The sequence below is a fragment of the Paenibacillus sp. FSL R7-0312 genome, assembly GCF_038004445.1.
Lineage (GTDB): Bacteria > Bacillota > Bacilli > Paenibacillales > Paenibacillaceae > Paenibacillus_AQ.
In genome coordinates this window covers 508,663-530,950 of the sequence record NZ_JBBORE010000001.1, presented here as the reverse complement: position 1 = coordinate 530,950, position 22,288 = coordinate 508,663, and the positions used below count along the sequence as shown (strand labels likewise).

The following is a 22,288-nucleotide window of genomic DNA, read 5'->3' as shown; positions in this document are numbered from 1 at the left end:
AGGATGAGAATCATTTGTCGAATAAAGGAATTTCAAGTTAGTAAGTGGAATAAGTCTATAGAACTACTAAACATCTAGACAGGAGAAAATCATACAATGGCCAATGAAAAATTAGTAACGAGTATCGAAGACAAACTATGGGCAGCAGCGGATAAACTTAGAGGTAGTATAGATGCCTCCAAATATAAAAATATCGTACTGGGTATCGTATTTCTCAAATACATCTCGGATCGATTCGAGCAAAGATATAACGAACTGATTGCAGAAGGTGATGGCTTCGAGGATGATCGAGATGAATACGAACGCTTTAATGTATTTTATGTCCCTACAGAAGCACGTTGGAAATCCATCATTGAGCATGCGACTAAGCCTAACATAGGTCAAATCATTGATGAGGCTTTTATTGCGATTGAAAAAGAAAACAAAAATCTCGCCGGTATACTACCTAAGATCTATTCCGGTGCAGATATTGACCAACGTAGAATTGGCGAAGTCATTATGGTCTTCGAAAATTCTAATACGTTATTGATTGAAGAGGACGCGCTTGGTCGAGTTTATGAATATTTTCTCGGTAAATTCGCCTTTATCTTGGGGGCAGGTGGCGGTGAGTACTATACTCCGAGTAGCGTAGTTAAACTATTGGTAGATATGATCGAACCCTTCGAGGGCACGATTTATGATCCATGTTGCGGTTCAGGAGGAATGTTCGTACAAGCTCAGAAGTTCGTTAAAGCACATGGAGGCAGCACGTTCAAGCTTTCAGTATATGGACAGGAATTAAACGCGGAGACGAGAAGACTAGCTACAATGAACCTTGCCATTAGAGGGATTGAATCCAACCTAGGGAAAACGCACGAAGACACATTCCATTCCGATCAATTCCGAGATGAGAAATTTGATTATGTGCTAGCCAATCCTCCTTTTAATATAAGTGATTGGGGACAAGACAGCTTGTTAGATGATCCGCGGTGGAAATGGGGAATACCTGCTAAGAACAATGCCAACTATGCTTGGCTCTCTCATATGTTGAATAAATTAAAACCCTCCAAAGGTGTTGCTGGAATCGTTTTGGCAAACGGTTCATTATCTTCGCAGACGGCGGGGGAAGGTACGATTCGCATTAAATTCATTGATGAAGACGTAGTCGATTGTATTGTAGCTATGCCAGATAAATTGTTCTATACCACGGGGATTCCAGTTTGCTTATGGTTCCTGAGACGTGGGAAGAAACGCAAAGGTGAAGTGTTATTCATTGATGCTCGTGACATGGGTGTTATGGTAAGTCGCAAATTACGGGAGTTAACAGATGAAGACATCTCATTGATTTCGGAAACCTACCATAAGTGGCTTAAGAATGATGGATATGAGGATGAGGTCGGTTTCTGTAAGTCAGCTAGTCTTGAGGAAATTCAGAAGCATGAATATATGCTAACGCCAGGACGTTATGTGGGTGTGAAAGAAATCGTAGATGATGAACCATTTGAGGAAAAGATGGAGAAGCTTGTATCCGAACTTTCAGATTTAATGTCGGAGTCTTCTGTACTGGACGAGAAGATCAAGAAGAGTCTGGGGGCTATTGGTTATGAGTTCTGATAAGCGTTCGAATAAACTGCTGATTCATTTGGATGAAAAAAAAATTGCTTGCTTGAAGTGGGAAGAAATGAGTATTAGTGATGTTTGTGATTCTATAGTAGATTGTGTTAATAAAACAGCTCCAACGGTAGATTATGCAACACAATACAAAATGATTAGAACTACTAATGTGAAAAACGGTAATATTGACCTGGAATCAGTAAAATATGTTAGTGAAGATGTCTACAAGGTTTGGACAAGAAGGTCTACTCCACAGATTGGGGATGTTATTTTAACGAGAGAAGCACCAATAGGTGAGGTAGGCATTGTGAAGACGGAAGATAAAATATTTTTGGGTCAACGTTTGATCCAGTTCAGAGCAAATCCAAAAATGCTAAACTCCAGGTTTTTACTGTATTCCATGAAAAGTCCATTCATGCAGAGACAAATCCAGCTTTATGAAGGAACAGGTTCAACCGTAAGTCATATACGTGTACCTGATTGCTTGAAATTTAAGATTAGAGTGCCTGATAGTAGTATCCAAAACAAAATCGCCAATATTCTAGGCTCTATTGACGACAAAATCGAACTCAACAACCGCATGAACAAAGTGCTTGAGCAAATGGCTCAGGCGATATTCAAGCAATGGTTTGTTGATTTTGAGTTTCCAAATGAAAACGGTGAAACCTATAAGTCTAGTGGGAGCGTGATGGAATGGTGCGAGGAGTTAGGAAAAGAGATTCCGAAGGGATGGACTATTAAGTACTTAAAAGAATTAGTAGCAATTAACGAAAGAAGCATAACAAAGTCTTATTCTTTTGAGAGTATAAAGTATGTTGATATATCTTCAGTAGATAATGGGAAATTACAAAGGCTGGAGTCAATCCCCTTAGAAAGCGCACCTTCAAGAGCAAAACGATTAACAAGACACGGTGATGTACTTTGGTCAACTGTTCGTCCAAATCGAAAGTCATATCTGTATATTCATAATCCAGACCCTAACATGGTAGTTTCTACTGGATTTGTTGTATTAACCTCAAAATTAATACCATCTTCTTTTCTTTATTGTAGTGTAACTACAGATGAATTTGTTCAACACCTCACAAATAATGCTGAAGGAAGTGCATATCCAGCTGTACGTCCAGAGACATTTGGAAGATTCGAAATGTTAGTTCCATCAACAGATGTATTAGAGAGATTTGATGATATTGTATCTGTAATAAGAAAAAGAATTGCAAATAACGAACAGGAATCAAACGTTTTGTCTGAACTACGAGACACCCTACTCCCCAAACTCATGTCCGGAGAAATCGACGTATCTCAAGTCGAATTATAGATTGGCGGTGAACCTATGTTTACAGAAGATAGCCTGGAAGCAGTAGTTCTTGAACTTTTGCATGACGAACTGAACTACACCATACAAAACGGCTACGACCTTGTGCGTGATTATGCAAAGGTTGTATTAGAGGACGATCTACGAGAGGCTCTTAATTCTCTTAATCCAACTCTATCATCAGAAATTATAGAAGCTGCTTTTCGTCAAATTCTCTATATCGACGACGCGAGTCTTGTTTCCGCCAATCAACTATTCCATCGCTATCTAATCGAAGGCGTCAGAATTGAAGTGTATGGGGAGGACATTCCTGCGCGAATTGTCAAAGTGATGGACTTTGAACAGCCCTATAACAATTCATTCAAAGCAATCAATCAATTTACAGTCATTTATAAAGCTGAGAAGCGCCCGGATATCGTTTTATTCATTAATGGCTTACCGCTCGTAGTCATTGAATTGAAATCATCAGTTCGTGAGCAAGCGACGATTCATGATGGTTATTTACAGATCAAGACGTACCAAGATATGATCAAACCTCTGTTTCACTATAATGCCTTTAGTATCATTAGTGATGGGGTAAATGCCCGTTTTGGCTCGATCACCTCAGCCTATGACTACTTTATGCAGTGGAAAAAAGTTGATATTGATTCCCCTATTATAGATGCACCTCACATTGCGCAGATCGGTACACTAATCAAAGGTTTATTGCACAAAGAGCGGCTATTGGACGTGGTAAAGAACTTCACTTTTTTTGCAGGTGGAAAGTCCAAGATTATTTCTGCTTACCACCAATATTATGGTGTGAGTAAGGCTATCCATAGTGTCGTTCATGCTGTGGATGGAGATAAACGCGGTGGTGTAGTTTGGCATACTCAGGGTTCTGGCAAGTCTTTTTCGATGGTATTTTTATCTGCGGGTTTAATTCAGAAGTTGAACAATCCGACGTTAGTTGTGGTAACAGATCGCAATGATTTAGATGAGCAAATTCACGGGACCTTCAGCAGTGCAACGGAATATCTTCGTCAATCTCCGGTTCGTGCTGAATCACGGGAGGATTTGAATACGTTGTTAGATAAGCGCTCTGTGGGCGGGATCATCTTTACAACGATTCAGAAGTTCACTGAACAAACAGGGATGCTCTCTAATCGTCACGATATTATTGTTATAGCAGATGAGGCCCATCGATCCCAATACGGAGTCGATCCCGATATCAGAATTGACAAGAAGACGCTGGAAGCTGAGCTGGTCTATGGTTATGCTAAATATTTAAGAGATGCATTACCGAACGCTACATTCATAGGTTTTACGGGTACTCCCATCGACTCCAATGATAAATCAACCATCGGGGTGTTTGGCGATCTAATTGATGTTTACGATATGACGCAAGCCAAGTTGGATGGAGCAACAGTAGATTTACACTATGAGAATCGTTTAGCCAAAGTGCATCTCGATGAAGGGATACTCGACAAGATCGATCATGAAGTCGCGAAGATTCAAGAACAAGGTCTTTCTCTCGAGAAGATAGAACAATTGAAAAAAGATCTCGTGACGATGGAAGCGGTCATTGGTGATGAAGATCGGTTGAATCTGGTCGTGGATGATATTTTGAAGCATTATGCTATTCGTAAAGATATGCTTAAAGGCAAGGCGATGATTGTCGCCTATTCACGCAAAATTGCTTTTCGGATGTATCAACTTATTGAACAGAAAGCACCGGATTTAGCCAATCACGTTCGTCTGGTTATGACGGACAGTAATAAAGATGAACAAGAAATGCGCGATGTTATAGGAACCAAGCAATACCGCCAAACACTAGCTAACCTTTTCAAAAAAGAGGACAGCGATCTTAAAATAGTCATTGTGGTCGATATGTGGTTAACCGGCTTCGATGTTCCCTGCCTAGATACGATGTACATAGATAAAATTATGAAAGAACACAATTTGATGCAAGCGATCGCTAGAGTCAACCGCGTATATAAAGAGAAAGAGTCCGGACTCATCGTTGATTATATCGGGCTGAGCAAATATTTAAAAGAAGCCTTAAATACCTATACCAATCGGGATAAGAACAGTGTGCCTGATATCGAAAAAGCCAAGGAAATACTAATGACCGAAACCGAGATTTTGGAAGGAATGTTCCACGGCTTTGATTTTAGCAGGTATATGGAAGCTTCGCCAAAAGAACGCTTCGAGCTCATTCAAGATGGTGTTGAGCATGTATTGAAGGAACGCGCCAAAGATGTTTTTCTGAAGCATGTAGTTAGGTTGCAAAGTGCGTACACCATTTGTGCGACTGCGCTGGATTTTGAAGTGCGCGTCCGAGTAAGCTTCTTCGTGGCAATCAAATCGTTTATTGTTAAGGTAGAACGGGATGGGATGCCTGATGTGGAAGCGTTCAAACGGAAAATATCGGAGATGATCGAGCAAGCCATTATAAGAGATGGCGATGAGGTGGTTTCCATTTCTGCAAAGCAAGAAAAGAGTCTGTTATCAGTTGAGAATCTGCAAAAGATCATGGCGATGAAACGTAAAAATGTTGCAGCTGGCATCCTGAAAAAACTGCTTGATGATAAGATCAAATGGTTTGAGCAAACGAATATTGTTCGTTCGGGATATTTCTCCGACAAGCTAAAAGTTATCGTAGAGCGGTATAACCATATTGAAGATATTAATGTACTAATTACCGAGATGATCGATATCGCCAAGGAGATTGAATCGGCAACTAATGAAGGTATAGACCTGCAATTGTCGCCTGAGGAGCAGGCGTTCTATGATGCTTTGGCGAAACCAGAGCTAATCAAAGCGCATTATAAATCAGACATTCTACGAGAAATGGCAAAGAGATTGATTCAATTGATTAATGATAACAAAACTCCCGATTGGGAAAAACGTAACGATGCCAGAGCCAATATGAGATCCCTCATCAAACGTTTATTGAAGGAATATAAATACCCGCCTGATGAAATCAAAGATGCAACAGAATTGGTGATTAAGCAAGCAGAACTGCAAATGAAGAACAACTTGTATACTCAGAGGACCCATTGGACAAATCCTTCTATAGCTGCGGAGACGAGAGGGACTTATTTATAGTTAGACATTGAACATCACTTGAAAGGGAGCAACCCTATGGCAGAGCTTAAATACGAAATCACTAGAAACACCGGAGTTTTATCCGAAGGCGCAAAAGGCTGGAGTAAGGAGCTCAATCTCATCAGCTGGAATGACCGTGAACCAAAGTATGATATCCGTGAATAGTCACCTGAGCATGATAAAATGGGCAAGGGTGTTGCATTGTCGAAGGAAGAAATAATTACACTAAGAGAATTCTTGAATGGGTTGGAGTTGTAATTAATCCGTATACAGGGGGCTACAATGAGTGAACATTGATCAAGTGGTGCAGAGCTTGAAGACGGAATTTCCAAACAAGGCAATTGATCTTTCGGAAAGCTTGGAACTTATAAGGGAAGTACTCAACGATACGATGAATGCAATTAATCATAAGTCGAATGATGCTTTTGTTAATAGAGACTTTGCTACAAGACGACAGTATGATGATATGGCAATGTTTATTCACGATTATGAACAGCAGATTGATCAGTTTGTCGCTTCCCTCGGAGTAGATACAGTGGATATCGTTGATGACGAGGACACCGATGAAGAAGCTGAAAGAAAGAAAATCCCAAACTATGCTGATTATATTGTAGATAATAATGTTGAGCATACTTTATATGAGAACTTTACACATAAGCGGCCCTTTGCTTTTAGAATAAATGAAAAGAATATTGTCGAAGTGAAGACTTGGCAAGAAATGCTGAAAAAGACTGTCGAACTGCTCATGACTTTGGATAGTCCCAAATTTCTTGAGTTTGAACATGCACGTGGAATGAATGGCAAGAAGAATAAGTATATCTCCGTCAAGTCGGAAGGTATGAGAAAACCACAGCTTATTCTTGATCAAGTATACATAGAAACGAACATGAGTGGAAATAGCATTCGGAATCTTATACTAAAAATGTTGAAGGCGTATGGATTTAAGGCTACTGATTACAAAGTTTACTTCCGTGCAGATTATACGGAGATAAATAAGGAATGAACTATTATAGAAGAAACTGAAGGGATAGCCCTTCGGTTTTTTTAAATCAACCCATTTTAACACTTCAAGTTATTGAAATTAATTCGCCTGTATACGGAGTACTCTTTTAAATAGAACACCTGTTTCCTGACAGAAAGTGGTCATTGAGACTTGTTAGAATAAGTTTATTAAATTCGGCTACTAAGGAGAACTGTTATGTTAAAGACAATACAAACCGGTATTTTTTATAATACATTAAAAGAAAAAAATGGATATGATGAGCCCCTAGAGACCTGTATTAAGGAAACTGTTGCTAAGTTGCAGGAAAATAATACAAGCGCTAATCGTCCAGGAATGTTACTCGGGAAAATTCAATCAGGCAAAACTCGGACATTTATTGGAATTATGGGTCTTGCTTATGATAATGATTTCGATGTGACTATAATACTTACCAAAGGAACAATTGCACTTGCACAGCAGACGATTGAGCGTCTAAATAGTGAATTTCATGAGCTCATTCAAAACGACAAAATGCAAGTTTTTGACATCATGAATGTACCAAGTGGTCTCCGGGGTTATGTGCTTAACCAAAAACTTGTCTTTGTTGTGAAAAAGGAAAAGCGTAACATGGAACGACTCCATAATGCATTCTTTGAGAAATATCCGTTACTTGGAGAAAAGAGAATATTGATAATTGATGATGAAGCTGACTATGCCAGTCTTGGCTTTAATAAGTCTAAAGCTGAAGGTCTGGAAATTAAAAAAATTGCCGGTAGTATAGATGAATTTCGCAAAAAAGCTGGTAAGTGCGATTTTCTCCAAGTTACAGCAACGCCATACTCTCTCTATCTTCAGCCTGAAGAATTGACGATTGAATCCAAAAAACTGGAATTCAAGCCCATTCGACCTGCCTTTACTAAATTAGTTCCCATACACAATAGGTATATCGGTGGCGATTTTTACTTTGATCAGAATGATGATGGCAGTGACTCCATTTCGAATCATTTGTTTGAAGAAGTTAATGAGAGTGAATTGGAAGCTCTGAAAAAATCAGATCGTCGATCATTTAAAATAGAAGATTGTCTTATTAGTCCTAAAGTTAAAACGCTCCGTGAAGCTATCGTCAACTTTATTGTTGGTGGCTCCATTCGTCGATTGCAGAACAGAGAATTAAATGAAGTAGAAAAAAAGTTTAGTTTTATCATTCATACTGAACAAAATAAATCCTCCCATGGTTGGCAAGATGATGTTATCTTAGCAATCTGCGATAAGTTAAATGAAGAATGCAAGGCAGATATGCCACGATATAACGAATTGATTGAGGAAGCATACGATAACCTTAAAGAATCAATTGATCTCTATCATTTAGAAATACCTACTATTGAATCGGTTAAAAAAGAAGTGCGGAAGGCTTTCTTGGATGAGCACATCATGACAATGGTGGTGAATTCGGAAAAAGAGGTGAAGGAACTTCTGGATGAAACAGGCCAATTAAAATTAAGAACTCCACTGAATATTTTTATTGGTGGACAAATCTTAGACCGTGGCATAACCATAGGGAATTTAATTGGATTTTATTACGGTCGCAGACCGAAGACATTCCAGCAAGATACGGTACTGCAGCATTCCCGTATGTTTGGTGCCCGGCCAATGGAAGATTTAATTGTAACCAGGTTTTATACGACAAAGCCCATTTACGATATTATGAAAAAAATCCACGATTTCGATACTGCATTGCGTGAGGCTTTTGAAAGAGGAAACCAAAATAATGGTGTGATTTTTATCCAAAAGGATACAAAAGACAAAATTGTACCATGTTCGCCAAATAAGCTATTGTTATCGAGTATAACTACACTTAAGCCATCTTCTCGTCTACTACCTGTTGGTTTTGAAGTGAAAGCCAAAACGAATATTCAAAAGGCTATTACTCAGATTGATAAAATGTTAGAAAATAGAACTAACAACTATAATGAGCCATTCCTAATGAATCTTGATGAAGTAATTGAAATGGCCAAGCTCATCGAAAGTACGTTTAAAGAGGGGCATAACTGGGACCTTAAGGCTTTTATATCTAGTCTTGAGTTTTTAAGTAATCGCTCTACCACTTTAGAGGAACGTCAAGGAAAGGTATGGATTTTGGTACGTAAAGAACGTCAGGCACAGCGACTCAAACAAAATGATGGACGACTTGAAAACTCGCCAGATTCTTATCAAGAGAAAAACAAGGCTCGTGATGTGGCGCAAGATATCCCTGCCTTAGTTCTGCTCCGTCAAGAGGGTGAAGTTGAAAAAGGCTGGAGCGGTCATCCATTTTGGTGGCCTGTATTAGTAACACCAGCGGATACGCGGACGGCAGTATTTACGAGTGAAGAAGTGTCGGATTAATAAAAACAAATTTATCTCGTACTCGATTGAACTAGGATCAGAAGGATTCGGAAATGTTATTATTGCATCTCTTTTTTTCTATAAAGATGTGTATCAATAATTGATAGAGCTAGAACATACATTCGCTGACAGCCCACTGTCAGCGAACTTTTGTTTATAATAGAGTTACATAATAACAAGGAAACTGTAACGCTTAAGTTAGCAACAAGACAATCCGAAAGGACGGAAAACCATGAAAATATTCCACACAGCAGACTGGCATCTGGGCAAGCTGGTGCAAGGCGTCTATATGACGGAGGATCAGCAATATATTCTTGAACAGTTTATCAAGGATATTGAAACGGAGCAGCCTGATGTCATCATTATCGCAGGCGATCTATACGATCGTGCCGTCCCACCGACGGAAGCAGTGCAGTTACTTGATCGGGTCCTGCAGAAGATTATACTTCAGTTGAAAATCCCTGTGCTCGCAGTCGCCGGTAATCATGACAGTCCAAGCCGTCTTGACTTTGGCAGCAGTATTATGAGAGCCTCGGGACTACATATCGCCGGAGAACTTACCAATCCGATGGAGCCCGTAGTTTTGAGTGATGAGAATGGTGAAGTTCACTTCCATCTCATTCCTTATGCGGAGCCTGGGAAAGTACGTTATTTACTCGGTGATGAGAGTATTAAGACACATAATGATGCCATGCAGAAGATTACGGAGAATATTAAAGGAAAGTTGGACCCAAGCGTCCGTCATATTTTTGTGGGACACGCTTTTATAACACCTGGCGGTGTAGCACAGGATAATACTAGCGATTCCGAACGGCCGTTGTCCATCGGTGGAGCAGAGCATGTGAGCTCGGAATATTTTGATGGATTCCATTACACGGCATTAGGTCACTTGCACCAAGCACATCATGTTGGAAACGAAACAGTCCGGTATGCCGGCTCACCGCTGAAGTATTCGATTTCGGAAGAACATCATAATAAGGGATATTTAATTGTCAATCTAGATGAACACGGAAATACAACGATTGAGCGGCGACTGCTGACACCACGACGTGACATGCGGACCGTAGAAGGCTTGATAGCAGATATAGAGCGACATGTTATCAATGAGGATTATGTGTTTGTCCGCTTGCTGGATGAAGTGTTGGTCTCATCGCCAATGGAACGAGTACGCTCGGTCTATCCAAATGCTATGCATGTAGAACGCAAGATGGCTATCTCAGGGTTAATTGGGGAGGCACAGGCGGTTGATGGGCGAGCGAAAATGGATGGACTTTCGCTGTTCAAAGCTTTTTATAAAGATGTAAGAGGAACGGAGCTATCGCCAGAAACAGAGAAGTTGTTTATCGAAACGCTGCAGGAGATCCTGGAGAAAGAAGGTGAGCGTTATGAGACCATTGAAGCTGACAATGACGGCGTTCGGGCCGTATAAGGATACAGAGGTTATTGATTTCTCTGAGCTTAAAGAGCACCGCTTATTTGTGGTATCAGGGAACACGGGGGCCGGGAAAACATCTATTTTTGACGCGATCTGTTTCGCTCTGTATGGAGATGCAAGCGGTGAGGACAGAAATGATAACAAGATGCTCCGCAGCCATTTCGCCGATGACCAGGCCCACACTTCAGTTGAATTGGAATTTGAGCTGAAAGGCCGGACGTATCGAGTATTTCGGCAGTTGGCTCATGTGAAGGCTGGTAATAAAGGTGCCACGGGAGAAAGTTATGAACTGCATGAAATCGGCAGTGGACAGGCTATCCCTATTGTCGATCGCTTTATCGTGTCGCAGGTGGATGAGAAAATTCGCGGACTTATTGGACTCACCAAGGAGCAGTTTAGCCAGATCGTTATGCTGCCACAGGGTGAATTCCGCAAGCTGCTCACCTCAGAGACAGAGAACAAGGAAGAAATTTTGCGCCGGATCTTTAAGACAGGATTATATAAACAGGTCACCGACCATTTAAATGAACAACGTAAGGATATGCAGCAAGTCTGTTCGGAGCAGGCGAAGATGCTAGAATATCATATCTGTAGTGTGAAGGGTGCTTTAGGCGGACGTGAAGACTCAGAATTGTACAGGGTCTTCCAGCAGGATAACTACAATACTTATCAAGTGCTTGAAGCATTGGATAAAGAGATTGAATATTATACTGTGCAACTGAAAGAAAAAAAGCTGCTGCTGCAATCCGAAATGACCAAGTTCCAAGAGCATACGACGGTCTACCATCAAGCTCAAGCCGTGAATGGGCAATTTGATCTGTTAGACCAGAAATCTGAATTAAAGCAACAGCTAGTAGCGAAAGAGGATGTTATCAAGCAGCAAACGGTGCAGCTTTCACTCGCGGAGCAAGCGGATCATCTTGAGATCTATGAGCGGCATAATATTGAAATGACGGATGAACTAAGCCGTAAAATCAAGTTCCTCGAAGCTGCGCTTACTGAATGCCTGCAGGCTGAAGCTGCCCTCAGTTCGGCTAATGCTCTCTATAAGCAGGAAGAGGGAAAAGAAGAAATACGCAATCAATCTTTACGTGAACTGGATCGACTTCAAGGATATCTACCAGCAGTAAAAGAGATTGATCAGAGGCAGCAACGTGTCACGAAACTTGCAATAGAAGTGGATACCTTGTCCAAGCAGTTGAACGGTGCAAATGATGAGCTGGAAATTAAGCATAACGAACGATCCTCTAAGGCAGCTCAAGTAAAGGAACTGGAAGATAAGGTTCTCCATTTGCCAGCAAAGACAGAGAAGCTTAATCTGTTAAGACAGCAGGCTGTAATTATGAAAGAATACCTGGACCTCTTAGACAAACTTACAAAGGAACAGGCAGAAGAAAGAGAGGATAAAGTGTCGTTTGATCAAGCAGATCAAGCGTATTCTGCAATTGAGGAACGCTGGATTGAAGGACAAGCAGGATTGCTTGCAAGTCATCTTCATGACGGTGAGTTATGTCCGGTCTGCGGAAGTCTTGATCATCCCCAAAAGGCGGCAGTCACCGGCGATATTCCTACCAAAGATGAGCTTGAACAGATGCGTAAGGAGAAATCTTTATTTGAAAAAAAATACCTCGAAGCAAAAGCGAAACATACAACTACTGAACAGCAGATTCGAGAGAAGCGGCAACCGTTGCTGGAACTGGGGTATCCGTTAGAAGGGATTCAGAGTGTATATGCGGAGCTATTAATAGAGGGGAAGGCGCTAAAGGAAGAGGAGAATAGGCTGAAGGAAGCTTATGCCATGTTAGCTCCACTCAAGCAAGCATTAGATACATTGGATAAGAAATTGGAGGATTTACGCAAACAAAAGGAACATACGCTGAATTTGTTCAATAACAAAAATACAGAACATGTAACTGAGAAAGCATTATTTGATCAATCGTTATCCAGCTTGCCAGAAGATGTACGTAGTCTTGAGAAGCTAGAGCAGCATATCAAGATTGCAGAGGTCAACAAAAGGCAAATGGAGGATGCATGGAAGCAAGCGCAGAGTCAATACCATGAGGCGAATGAACGGAAAATCAAAGCTTTTGCAAGTCGAGTCAATGCTGAGAACGTGAAGAGCGAAGCGACTACCAATAAGGACAAGGCTCTTCATAGCTACCTCGGAGCGTTAGAACAAGCTGGGTTTGCTTCAGAAGAAAACTATAAAGCAGCGAAGATGAGCAATGGTGCTCAAGCTGAGCTGAAGAATCGAATTGAAATGCACAAGGCCTCATTGGCATCGGTAACCAAGCAAATTGAGGAATTAACCTCTACGCTAGCAGGTAAAGAACGTCAAAATCTTGCTATCCTGCAGAAGCTTCTAGATGATCTGGAGCAATCTATTGATATCGTTCGCGCGGATTCTATCCAAGCCGAGAATAACTTTGATAAAGGAACGGAATTTAAGGCGAATATTCTTATGGCTGAGCGTAGTTTCCAAGAGGCTGAACGCGAATACCAAGTCGTGAAAGATTTATATGATGTTGTACGCGGAGAAAATAGTAGTAAGATCTCCTTTGAACGCTATCTGCAAATTGAGTTTTTAGATAAAATTATTCACAATGCAAACCATCGGCTACAGAAGATGTCCGGAGGACAATACTACCTTGTCCGCAGCGACCGCATGGAGAAACGCGGCAAGCAAAGTGGCCTTGGTTTTGATGTGTATGACAATTATACCGGTCAACTGAGGGATGTGAAGACATTATCCGGTGGAGAAAAATTTAATGCTTCCCTGTGCCTGGCGCTAGGAATGGCTGATGTTATTCAAGCCTATGATGGCGGCGTTTCACTAGAAACCATGTTCATCGACGAGGGTTTTGGTTCACTGGACGAAGAGTCTCTGAACAAGGCCATTGATACTCTGATTGACCTGCAACAGTCAGGCCGAATGATTGGTGTGATCTCTCATGTCCAAGAGCTGAAACAGGCGATACCAGCAATCCTGGAGGTGAAGAAAACCAGGGAGGGGTATAGTTATACTAACTTTTATGTGAGTTAGAAGTTTTAAGGTGTTGCCTGTAAGATCTTCTCCCTATCGGGAGAATTTTATTGTACGAATATACTACTTTGAGAGCCCAGTTAACTTTATTATAGTAAAGAACAATCAATTGAGGAGTGGGTGCATGGCACTAATTAGAAATTTAAGTAAAATAACAAGGGGTTCAAGATTGCAAGTAGAGTATTAACCGGCTTGGAATCGTTTAATTAACAAGAAGATATTTAACATGGAGGTTTGACTGTATGCCTACCCCAATCGATAATAACAGCTTATTACGCCGAGCATACCAGCTACTTAAGCAAGATATGTCTAACCCACAATATGCTCACATCGAGCCATTGGCTACTCAAACCTTACAGCGGCTGCATCAAGATATTCATGCATGGGACCTCTCTGCCGAAATATCGCATTTCGATGCTTATTGGACAGAAACAGAAGCTAATGCTATTTCGGCTGAAGGTACAGCTAGAGTCTTTAAAGGAGATTTTGTAACATATCTACAAGATACGAATACACGAGAAAAAGTCCGTCAATTGTTACTGCTTCGTAAGAAGGAAGGGTTCGACTTTCGCGCAGTTAATAAAGCGGCTGAGATCGGACTGATCGAACATATGGACAGGTTCTCATTTGCAAATGGGAGACCATTGTTTTATCTGCATCGCATGGAGATTATGATCTTCCCAGAACTGTTCACGTCGATTGCGGATCGGAACAAACTGGAGAGCACGGGTAGGGAGCTTGGAATAAAAGTGGGGAAAGTCGCTTTCGAAAGGCTTCAATACCAGATTCGCGATAAAGTGGATGATTTTATTCACGAGGAAGGCTTAATGAATGAGACCGACTTTGTAAAGCAAGGTATCGCATGGTGGGTCCTCAATGCTGCAAAGGAACTACGCAAAAATTAACCATTATTGAAAATAGAGGCCTAGTGAAGGCTACGAAAGATAATAAGTGAGGATCCGATGCTCCATTAGTAAAGGCTAGGGAGGAGTTAACAAAATAATGCGAATAATTGTCCGTTCCCCTTTTTAGTCTAACCATCCTTACGTAATAGTTAGCTACCTCCAATATGAACGAATATGAATAGATACTCTTGTTATTGTGGTAGCGATGAGACCAGTCATTTAATAAATTGATGTAAAATTGATGTAAAACATCAACAGAAACATGCGGAAATCAGCCTTCCAGAACGGAAGTCCATTGGGAAAAGCCCGTCAAATCAAGGTTTCTGCGGAATGCTACAGATCACATCCCAGGATAATATGTTCCCGCATACGGTGCATGTGGAGTCGGTAGTGAAGTTAGAAAGAAGATAAAACAAAGTCATATCAATGAGTATGAAGCCACTGAGTGTTATATTGCACATTCAGTGGCTTTTAATTGTGGAAATATCCACGCACTATTATAGGAACAAGTGTATATTACTAATGAAGTGAATGAGCGTTCAGTGCAGTTGTTTTTTACTTTTTTTTATTGTTAACCATACGAAACTTAAGCCATAAGAAGTCAGTAGTATTGAAACAAGAAGGATGATTTCTGTGAAGTGTGATAGAGAAATGAAAAAAATTGTTAATAAGAATCCGATAATGGTCCATTGGATGACATAGACTGAATTTATATTTTTGCTTAAGCCAGTCATGAAGGCTATCACTGGACCTTTGGTTTGATTAAATAATAAATAGAGTAGTCCGATCCATCCTATTACCAAGATAATGTTAAAAATCATACCTGTGAATGTCATAAAGAAGAATGAATGTTCATCAACAAACATACCCTTTTTAGCGATAAAACAATAAGCGATATAGGTTAATGAGATGGCGAGGGCGAGTGGTGTGACCTTAAAGAAGAAGCCTTTTTTATCTTTTAAATACCGATATAAGTGAGCAAAATAAAACCCTGAGACAACAAAAATAATCCAATTCACAAATGGAAAGGTCACATTGCCATTTGTCGGTATGATTAGACCAACGATATCAGCAATGAGAAAATTGTCTGATTTGAACAAAAAAATATCTCCTAAGAGTGAACAAATGAGGGCGATGACAATAACGGCTGTGGAAGGAATATTTAATTTCTTGACAATGCCAATAAAAATAAATGCCAAAGCTGCGAATTGGAGAATATCCATCATAAAAAAGTTATGAAGTGCAGTCATATTGAATGCGTCTCCAGCAATAAATGTTCGTATTGTTTCAGGGATGATCCACCTGCAGACATTCAGAACAAATCCAATAACAAAGAGATGTAATCCTCTACTAAATAAATCAGATGGGTGGTTCTTACGGGAATTGGTAATGCCCATCCCCATAGTAAACATAAAGACAGGAGCAGCAAAAGGAGAGCCTAAAATACTGACAGCGAAATCCTCAAAAGCACCATAGGTTGGTACTTCAAATACACCAAGAATATGTTGCCAAATCATAAAAATAACTGCGAGACCTTTTGCAATGTCCAATTCCTTTTGACGCCCAGTGTTTACAGCTTCTTCCGAAAAGAAGCTTCTTAAATGAATAACTTTTAACATAGTATTCTCCTTATAAGTGTGAAGTATGATCTTATACTCCAAGTTGGATTAAATGGGGGTAATGGGCCTCTTTTATGCAGTTTATCTATTTATGATTGTTGGATTTCATGATCTTTATAAAATTAAAGAACCCATCATCAAACCCATCATGATCATCTGAAGGGTCTTCATGTTGGAAATGGGGATCTGGATAGTGTTCATTGTAAAATGCATTGATTTGAAAGCCGCATTTATTCACGTAAAAGTGGATGTTTCTCTTTTCAAAGTAAGGTGTACCAGTTTGCCAGACTAGAGTATTGGGATATTTTTCTTCGATTGCTTGCCACACTTCAAAACCAATGCCCTTGCTGTGATGTTCTGGTTCGATAAAGAAAAAGTCCAAATGATTATGGTTTGTTACGTCATTAATAGACACAATAACGCCGCCGATACGATGGCCGCTCTTGTAGATGTTATAAGTTTCTGCTCCTTTGCTATAAAAATTTCTCTCAATATCTTGGTCGGGTGGAATAAGCTTGTCAGAAGCATCTTCATCCATGACTATTATGGCTAGAGAAAATGCATGCTGGAGTCTCTTTTTAAACGACGTTAATCCGGATTCAATGACGGGTTCGAAGATGAGTTCATTCATTTTCATTTTTTTTTACCTTCTCCTGTTTGATATTGTTCAGTAATGTTTCAAGAGATACGACAAATTCTGAAATGACATGTGTCACAATGTCTACACATGGCTCTAAAGTGGATCTAAATGCATCACTTTCAGCGGCGAAAACATCTGAAAAGATGGTTGTAAGATAGTCATTTCCAGTTTCTGTTAACGATAATTCCTTTTCTTTATGACCGGTAGGAACAAGATCTATATATCCTAACTTTACAAATTTCCGAGTGACTGAGTTGATCGTTGTGCGAGGTACCTGCCATTCATCACAGATTTGGCGTTGTGTATGTGGTTTCCTGTCTGAAAGGGCGTATAATAGCACAAATTCATTCTCATGGACCCCTATTTGCTTAGCAATAGAGTAATATAAGCCGTCTAGTTTATTGATTGCAATCATAAAGTTTAGTATTTTTGTGCGTTCAGAATTCATAGTTGATCTCCTTAATAATAATACGATATCGGATTTACAATAATACGATATCGTATTATTGTCAAGGGTTCATTATCCATGTGCAGCGCACCTCCTGATTTCGCTTAATTACAAGACCGCATGCCTTTGCGAGAGAGGGGACGGTCTATTTTCGTTTTATATTAAAATCATTCGTGCATTACCCGTATTTAGACTTTCCCTTCCTGTTGTTAATATGAAAATTGTTACAGGGAGTAATTGGCGTTTAAGCACTGCTGGAGAAAGCGTATACAATTAACATTTGGAAGGGAAGGGCAACGTGCGGTTACTGCGCAAGACGTTTTGACGGATCGGTGTAGTCAGCGAAAGCTGGGCTGCATTCAACTGTCAGGGCTGTAGATCATCGAGGCCTTCTACCCGTCCGCTCTTGTGAATGCGCTTTCAAATTATGTCTGCCATTTATGTTCAGAAGGAGGTGTGTGTATTGACCGTCAAGCTAGACTTGACGTAACCCAAGGAGAAAATATTAACAAATGCGATATTTTCCCCGAAACAGCATCTTAACTGGGGTAACTCTATAGCCAGACTTTAGAGACTTCCTCAAGAAAAGGAGTCAGACTAAGATGAACAGTAGAAAATGTGTAATCAGCATCTCCCGCCTCCTAGTCATCATCATGTTGTTCTCCGTATTCACGTATACTCCTGTCCCGGCTGCTGCGGCCGGAGAAGAATTGCCAGTTGAACTGAGCGACCTTATTGCTCAAGCCGAAGCCCTAAAAACCGGCAATCCGGAATTCCCGCTCCAAGTCAGCCAGTCTGTCTATGGTTCCGTCTATGGTTCCGATGTGAACCGGGCTTTGCCCTGGGTGCATGTCGACGAACTCCAAGCACTTAATGATGCGCTTGAGTCCGCGCGTAATGTGAACACTCCCGCCGACGAAGCTATAGCCATTCTTAAAGCAGCCATAGTAACTTTCAATGAAAATATTAAGTCAGACGGCTCCGATCCTTATTTCCGTCTTGATCCGGGTCCGGGTAAGGTTCCTGTAAAAGTTACCGCGCCCACGAATACCTGGACGGCCAGAACTCCGCTTGACAACCGTGTCCCCGCTGACTTTGCCGGGGGCACGTTCAAGACGATCCCGTATCCTTTTGCAGATTCCCAAGGTAAAGCTGAAGTACTCCAGATTCATTACGCCCATAACGGAAAAAGCACGTTCGGCGGCATAAGTCTGGAATCCCCGTTGTCCCCGGCCGTAAATGTCACAGAGGGTTCAACGATTGAATTCGATGTCTACTATCCCAAGAGTGCGCAAGGCAAATTCATGAGATGGAGAATCAGAAATACGGGCACTAACCTCGATACCTATCTTAGGGATTACCAGTACAACAACCTGAATCCTGACTGGGTGGGCAGCTACAACGGTGAATCCTGGTTGAAGGCACATCACAGCATTACTGCCTCAACGGGCAATTCCTCGAACTTCATTCTTGAGCTACATGGCGAGAATGCCCGTCCTGCAGAAACCGGTATGCTGCTTGTCGCCAACATTGAGATTACCGCACCTGATCCTAGTGGCGTTGCACTTCCGAGTGTAGTCAACAAGGAAAACCAGAGTGCCGTAGCGCCTCTAAAGAGTCTGTACAATAAGGAGAATGGCCTGTTCATGGTCGGCGCGATCGGCACGGGACCCGTAACCGGAACCCGCGCCAATCACTATGAAATCTTCGTCGACGGCAACAATCTGAAGGCCGATGGTACGCATCCCCGTGGCCCGGAGTGGCTGAAAAGCGTTAGCGGCGAGGCCCTGAACGGCGCAACCACTACCCCTGGATTAGCGGAATATAGCTTCCCGACCAATTCTTATCAGGCGATCAGGGATTCCGGAACTCCCGGACAGTACAAGTCTCACGGCCATGTTCTGGCATGGTACAACCAGGCCCCCGGATGGATGACACAGATGATTCCCGCGAACCTTACTTCCGGGTATAATGGCGGGACCGATTTCTACGGACTGGGCAACGGCGTCACAACTACGGTCAAGGTCGACAAAGAAATGGCGAGAAGGGTGCAGTTCAACCACACCATGTATGTGATGCGGCACTTCCTGACCACAGATACGAAGTACGGCTCCAGCGAATCCCGTGGCGTCATTCCCTTTAATTCCTGGGATGTACTCAACGAAGAGGTTCACGAGAGCCGCCACAGCGAACTCATCCCCGGGGATGCGAACAGCTGGAGAACTAGCCTGAAACATACCAACTGGCTTGCTGCCATGTCGGATGATCAGATTGGCGGCGACATCACCGACCATTACATTTACCTGCTCTTCAAAAACGCGCACATCGCGGCTCCCAACGCCAAGATGGCGGCAGCTTACAAAGCCAATTACACTAATCTTCCGGAGTACATGAAGCTTGATGGACACGACAACGACGGCAGCATTGACACTTACATCGTTGACAATCCACCGAAGCTGACCTATAACGATTACGGACTTGCGACCCGCAGCAAAGCGAGAACAGTATACAATATGGTTCTCGAATTAAATACCGCATGGCGTTCCGATCCGCTGTATGACGGAAGACCCCTGATCGAAGATATCGGTATCCAGGGACACGATGCGGTGGGGAAGACCCTTGCGAGCGATAACCAATATGCGATGGCCCTCTATGCCTCTCTCGTTGACCGGGGCCTGCTATCAGGTATTACTTATTCAGAGCTTGACCTTAAGGTACCGACCGATGCCCCCGGAGGAGGCGCGACCGCTCCCGCAGTGCTCAATGTGAGACAGTCGGATGCCCTTGGTTATCAGTACGCGCTGCTGTACAAAACGTTTAACAAGTTCGCCCCGTATATCGATCACATCATCAGCTGGGGAGTATCCGGTTCCGGATGGCAGGGAAGCTATGTCCTGTTTGACGGTCAGAGCAATGCAAATGCCGGCTACTATGGCGCCATGAAACCGGACAGATTCATTCTTGGACATTCGTATCTGGATGGTTTTTTTACAGGCGAATTCGAGAAAATTCAGAACGATGTCATTGACCTTGGCGATCTTGGAGTCTATAGACCCCGCAGTGTGAATGCGGACCTCAGCAGCTTGACACTGAGCGCGGGAACACTCCAGCCTGCGTTCAACACAGCCACCACAGAGTACGATGTTTCTCTAAAGGATGCTGACAGCATTACCGTGACAGCGGCAGCGGCAGACAGCAGGTCATCCATTAAAGTGAACGATAAGGTGGTTGCCAGCGGTACAGCTTCCGAAGCTATAGCGCTGACACCTGGAACAAGAACGGATATAAAGGTTGAGGTAACAGGTGCAGACGGCAGGGTCAAGACGTACACTCTAAAAGTAGTCAATGGCAAGACGGAGACTCCGTCCACTCCGGAACCAGGAACACCATCTGCAACACCTACGCCTACAACATCTTCAACGCCTGCACCTGAAGTACCTTCAGCCCCTGCACCTGCAGCATCTGCAACACCAGCCCCTTCCGCACCAGTGGTACAGGGTCAGACAGTAACCATGCAGGCGACTGTGAACAATGGTACAGCATTGGTTAAGGTATCGGATCTGGCAAAAGCAAAGGAATTCATGGAGAAAAATGTTACCCTGGACATTCCTGCCGCGCAAGGAGTGAATTCATACTCGGTCGGCTTGCCTGCTGCAGCACTGACAAGCGGAACCAAGGATGACAAACTCACCATTTCCACAGAAATCGGTCAGGTCGTCATTTCCGGGAATATGTTGACAGGCGTGGCTGAAAGCAGCGGCAAGGAAGTAGCGCTGGAGATTGGAAAAGGCGACAAGTTGGGACTCCCGGCGGAAGTGAAAGCGGCTCTCGGTGATAGGCCGTTCATTCAGCTTAGCCTTAAGGTAGACGGAAAAGAAACGGCCTGGAGCAATCCCGGTGCACCTGTAACCGTATCCGTGCCTTACAAGCCGACTGTGGACGAATTGAAGAAACCCGAAATGATTGGGGTCTGGTACATTGACGGAAGCGGGAATGTGATGACCGTACCAAGCGGACGGTATGCTTCCAAGACCGGTAGGGTAACCTTCACAACCACTCACTTCGGCGACTTCGGTGTAGCTTACGTATCCAGGACATTCACAGATCTCGGAAAGGCCGCATGGGCCAGAAACGCGGTCGAAGTCCTTGCATCCAAGGATATTCTCAAGACTGAGGGCGGTGAATTCCATCCGTCAACCGAGATCACCAGAGCAGATTTCCTGTACTCCCTCGTCAGGGCACTTGGCTTGACTGCCAAGGGAAATGGGAATTTCAGCGATGTGCAAGAGAATGCTTACTACTATAATGAAATTGCCATAGCCAAAGCACTTGGTATTACGAACGGCCTGGACAACGGCAGATTCGGCAGCGCTCTTAAGATCACAAGACAGGACATGATGGTGTTGACCGAAAGAGCCTTGAAGCTGGAGAAGAAGTTGAATAACCCGGGTGCGGCTGAGGATCTGGAGAAATTCTCTGACAAGTCCAAAGTGGCTTCCTATGCGGTGAACAGCGTAGCTGCCATGGTGAAGGAAGGATTGATCGAAGGCAGCGGTAACAAAGTCAATCCGGCCGGCAACACCACCAAAGCAGAAGCTGCGGTATTCCTCTACAGACTGTATAATAAGTAAGAGATTCGCATAAGAATGTGGAAACCGTGACAGCTATTGCTGGCACGGTTTTTGCTATGTGCGGCGAAAATATGGATATACGGGATTAAGCACAAGCGTGTAAAAGAACGCAACAAGACGCTCGGGAATTGCTCCCCGTAGCGTCTTTATTTTTGCGTTTTTGACTTGTTGAGGTATGGCGCAGATCGTGGAAGCGGATATAGCG

The 22,288-nt window shown here is 42.5% G+C and carries 12 protein-coding genes and 1 pseudogene; 10 read left to right on the top strand and 3 right to left on the bottom strand.

Annotation, left to right across the window (positions count from 1 at the left end; all coding sequences use genetic code 11):
- The first annotated feature begins 96 nt into the window (after nucleotides 1–96).
- The 9 genes and pseudogenes from MKX70_RS02215 (at nucleotide 97) to MKX70_RS02175 (ending at nucleotide 14,745) form a co-directional block, all read left to right on the top strand.
- Nucleotides 97–1,593, top strand: coding sequence for a type I restriction-modification system subunit M (locus MKX70_RS02215; RefSeq protein ID WP_340839493.1), 1,497 nt, complete (start codon nucleotides 97–99; stop codon nucleotides 1,591–1,593).
- Nucleotides 1,583–2,908: a restriction endonuclease subunit S gene (locus tag MKX70_RS02210; RefSeq protein ID WP_340839492.1), complete on the top strand. Its 1,326-nt coding sequence runs from the start codon at nucleotides 1,583–1,585 to the stop codon at nucleotides 2,906–2,908. The genes MKX70_RS02215 and MKX70_RS02210 overlap by 11 nt, the downstream gene beginning before the upstream one ends.
- 15 nt (nucleotides 2,909–2,923) lie before the next feature.
- Nucleotides 2,924–5,995 (top strand): type I restriction endonuclease subunit R, encoded by a 3,072-nt coding sequence (locus tag MKX70_RS02205; RefSeq protein ID WP_340839491.1) that lies wholly within the window; start codon nucleotides 2,924–2,926, stop codon nucleotides 5,993–5,995.
- Nucleotides 5,996–6,031: 36 nt separating this feature from the next.
- A pseudogene (locus MKX70_RS02200) lies at nucleotides 6,032–6,253 on the top strand (YdbC family protein).
- A gap of 28 nt (nucleotides 6,254–6,281) precedes the next feature.
- Nucleotides 6,282–6,998: a hypothetical protein gene (locus tag MKX70_RS02195; protein ID WP_340839490.1), complete on the top strand. Its 717-nt coding sequence runs from the start codon at nucleotides 6,282–6,284 to the stop codon at nucleotides 6,996–6,998.
- Nucleotides 6,999–7,193: 195 nt separating this feature from the next.
- Complete coding sequence (locus MKX70_RS02190; RefSeq protein ID WP_340839489.1) at nucleotides 7,194–9,362, top strand: Z1 domain-containing protein; 2,169 nt, start codon at nucleotides 7,194–7,196, stop codon at nucleotides 9,360–9,362.
- A 232-nt stretch (nucleotides 9,363–9,594) separates the two neighbouring features.
- A complete protein-coding gene (locus MKX70_RS02185) occupies nucleotides 9,595–10,791 on the top strand; it encodes an exonuclease SbcCD subunit D (protein ID WP_340839488.1) in 1,197 nt (398 codons plus the stop codon).
- A complete protein-coding gene (locus MKX70_RS02180) occupies nucleotides 10,748–13,840 on the top strand; it encodes an SMC family ATPase (RefSeq protein ID WP_340839487.1) in 3,093 nt (1,030 codons plus the stop codon). The genes MKX70_RS02185 and MKX70_RS02180 overlap by 44 nt, the downstream gene beginning before the upstream one ends.
- 242 nt (nucleotides 13,841–14,082) lie before the next feature.
- Nucleotides 14,083–14,745, top strand: coding sequence for a hypothetical protein (locus MKX70_RS02175; protein WP_340839486.1), 663 nt, complete (start codon nucleotides 14,083–14,085; stop codon nucleotides 14,743–14,745).
- A 539-nt stretch (nucleotides 14,746–15,284) separates the two neighbouring features.
- Here the strand turns inward: MKX70_RS02175 and MKX70_RS02170 are convergent.
- The 3 genes from MKX70_RS02170 to MKX70_RS02160 all read right to left on the bottom strand — a co-directional run bounded on the left by MKX70_RS02170 (nucleotide 15,285) and on the right by MKX70_RS02160 (nucleotide 17,452).
- On the bottom strand, nucleotides 15,285–16,364 hold the full coding sequence (locus tag MKX70_RS02170; RefSeq protein WP_340839484.1) for an acyltransferase family protein: 1,080 nt from the start codon (nucleotides 16,362–16,364) through the stop codon (nucleotides 15,285–15,287).
- An 85-nt stretch (nucleotides 16,365–16,449) separates the two neighbouring features.
- On the bottom strand, nucleotides 16,450–17,001 hold the full coding sequence (locus MKX70_RS02165; protein WP_197073031.1) for a GNAT family N-acetyltransferase: 552 nt from the start codon (nucleotides 16,999–17,001) through the stop codon (nucleotides 16,450–16,452).
- The gene (locus tag MKX70_RS02160) at nucleotides 16,988–17,452 is read right to left on the bottom strand and encodes a MarR family winged helix-turn-helix transcriptional regulator (RefSeq protein ID WP_340839483.1); all 465 of its coding nucleotides are present in this window, start codon (nucleotides 17,450–17,452) and stop codon (nucleotides 16,988–16,990) included. The genes MKX70_RS02165 and MKX70_RS02160 overlap by 14 nt, the downstream gene beginning before the upstream one ends.
- Nucleotides 17,453–18,054: 602 nt before the next feature.
- Here MKX70_RS02160 and MKX70_RS02155 point away from each other — a divergent pair.
- Nucleotides 18,055–22,083 carry an S-layer homology domain-containing protein gene (locus MKX70_RS02155; protein ID WP_340839482.1) on the top strand — a complete coding sequence of 1,343 codons (4,029 nt, stop codon included), beginning with the start codon at nucleotides 18,055–18,057 and terminating at the stop codon, nucleotides 22,081–22,083.
- Nucleotides 22,084–22,288 lie beyond the last annotated feature (205 nt).

What these genes read in the sequence shown, in the direction of transcription:
- MKX70_RS02160 (WP_340839483.1), bottom strand. Translation starts at nt 17,452, where the DNA reads ATGAATTCTGAACGCACAAAAATACTAAACTTTATGATTGCAATCAAT.
- MKX70_RS02210 (WP_340839492.1), top strand. Translation starts at nt 1,583, where the DNA reads ATGAGTTCTGATAAGCGTTCGAATAAACTGCTGATTCATTTGGATGAA.
- MKX70_RS02205 (WP_340839491.1), top strand. Translation starts at nt 2,924, where the DNA reads ATGTTTACAGAAGATAGCCTGGAAGCAGTAGTTCTTGAACTTTTGCAT.
- MKX70_RS02215 (WP_340839493.1), top strand. Translation starts at nt 97, where the DNA reads ATGGCCAATGAAAAATTAGTAACGAGTATCGAAGACAAACTATGGGCA.
- MKX70_RS02190 (WP_340839489.1), top strand. Translation starts at nt 7,194, where the DNA reads ATGTTAAAGACAATACAAACCGGTATTTTTTATAATACATTAAAAGAA.
- MKX70_RS02165 (WP_197073031.1), bottom strand. Translation starts at nt 17,001, where the DNA reads ATGAAAATGAATGAACTCATCTTCGAACCCGTCATTGAATCCGGATTA.
- MKX70_RS02175 (WP_340839486.1), top strand. Translation starts at nt 14,083, where the DNA reads ATGCCTACCCCAATCGATAATAACAGCTTATTACGCCGAGCATACCAG.
- MKX70_RS02170 (WP_340839484.1), bottom strand. Translation starts at nt 16,364, where the DNA reads ATGTTAAAAGTTATTCATTTAAGAAGCTTCTTTTCGGAAGAAGCTGTA.
- MKX70_RS02155 (WP_340839482.1), top strand. Translation starts at nt 18,055, where the DNA reads ATGAACAGTAGAAAATGTGTAATCAGCATCTCCCGCCTCCTAGTCATC.
- MKX70_RS02180 (WP_340839487.1), top strand. Translation starts at nt 10,748, where the DNA reads ATGAGACCATTGAAGCTGACAATGACGGCGTTCGGGCCGTATAAGGAT.
- MKX70_RS02185 (WP_340839488.1), top strand. Translation starts at nt 9,595, where the DNA reads ATGAAAATATTCCACACAGCAGACTGGCATCTGGGCAAGCTGGTGCAA.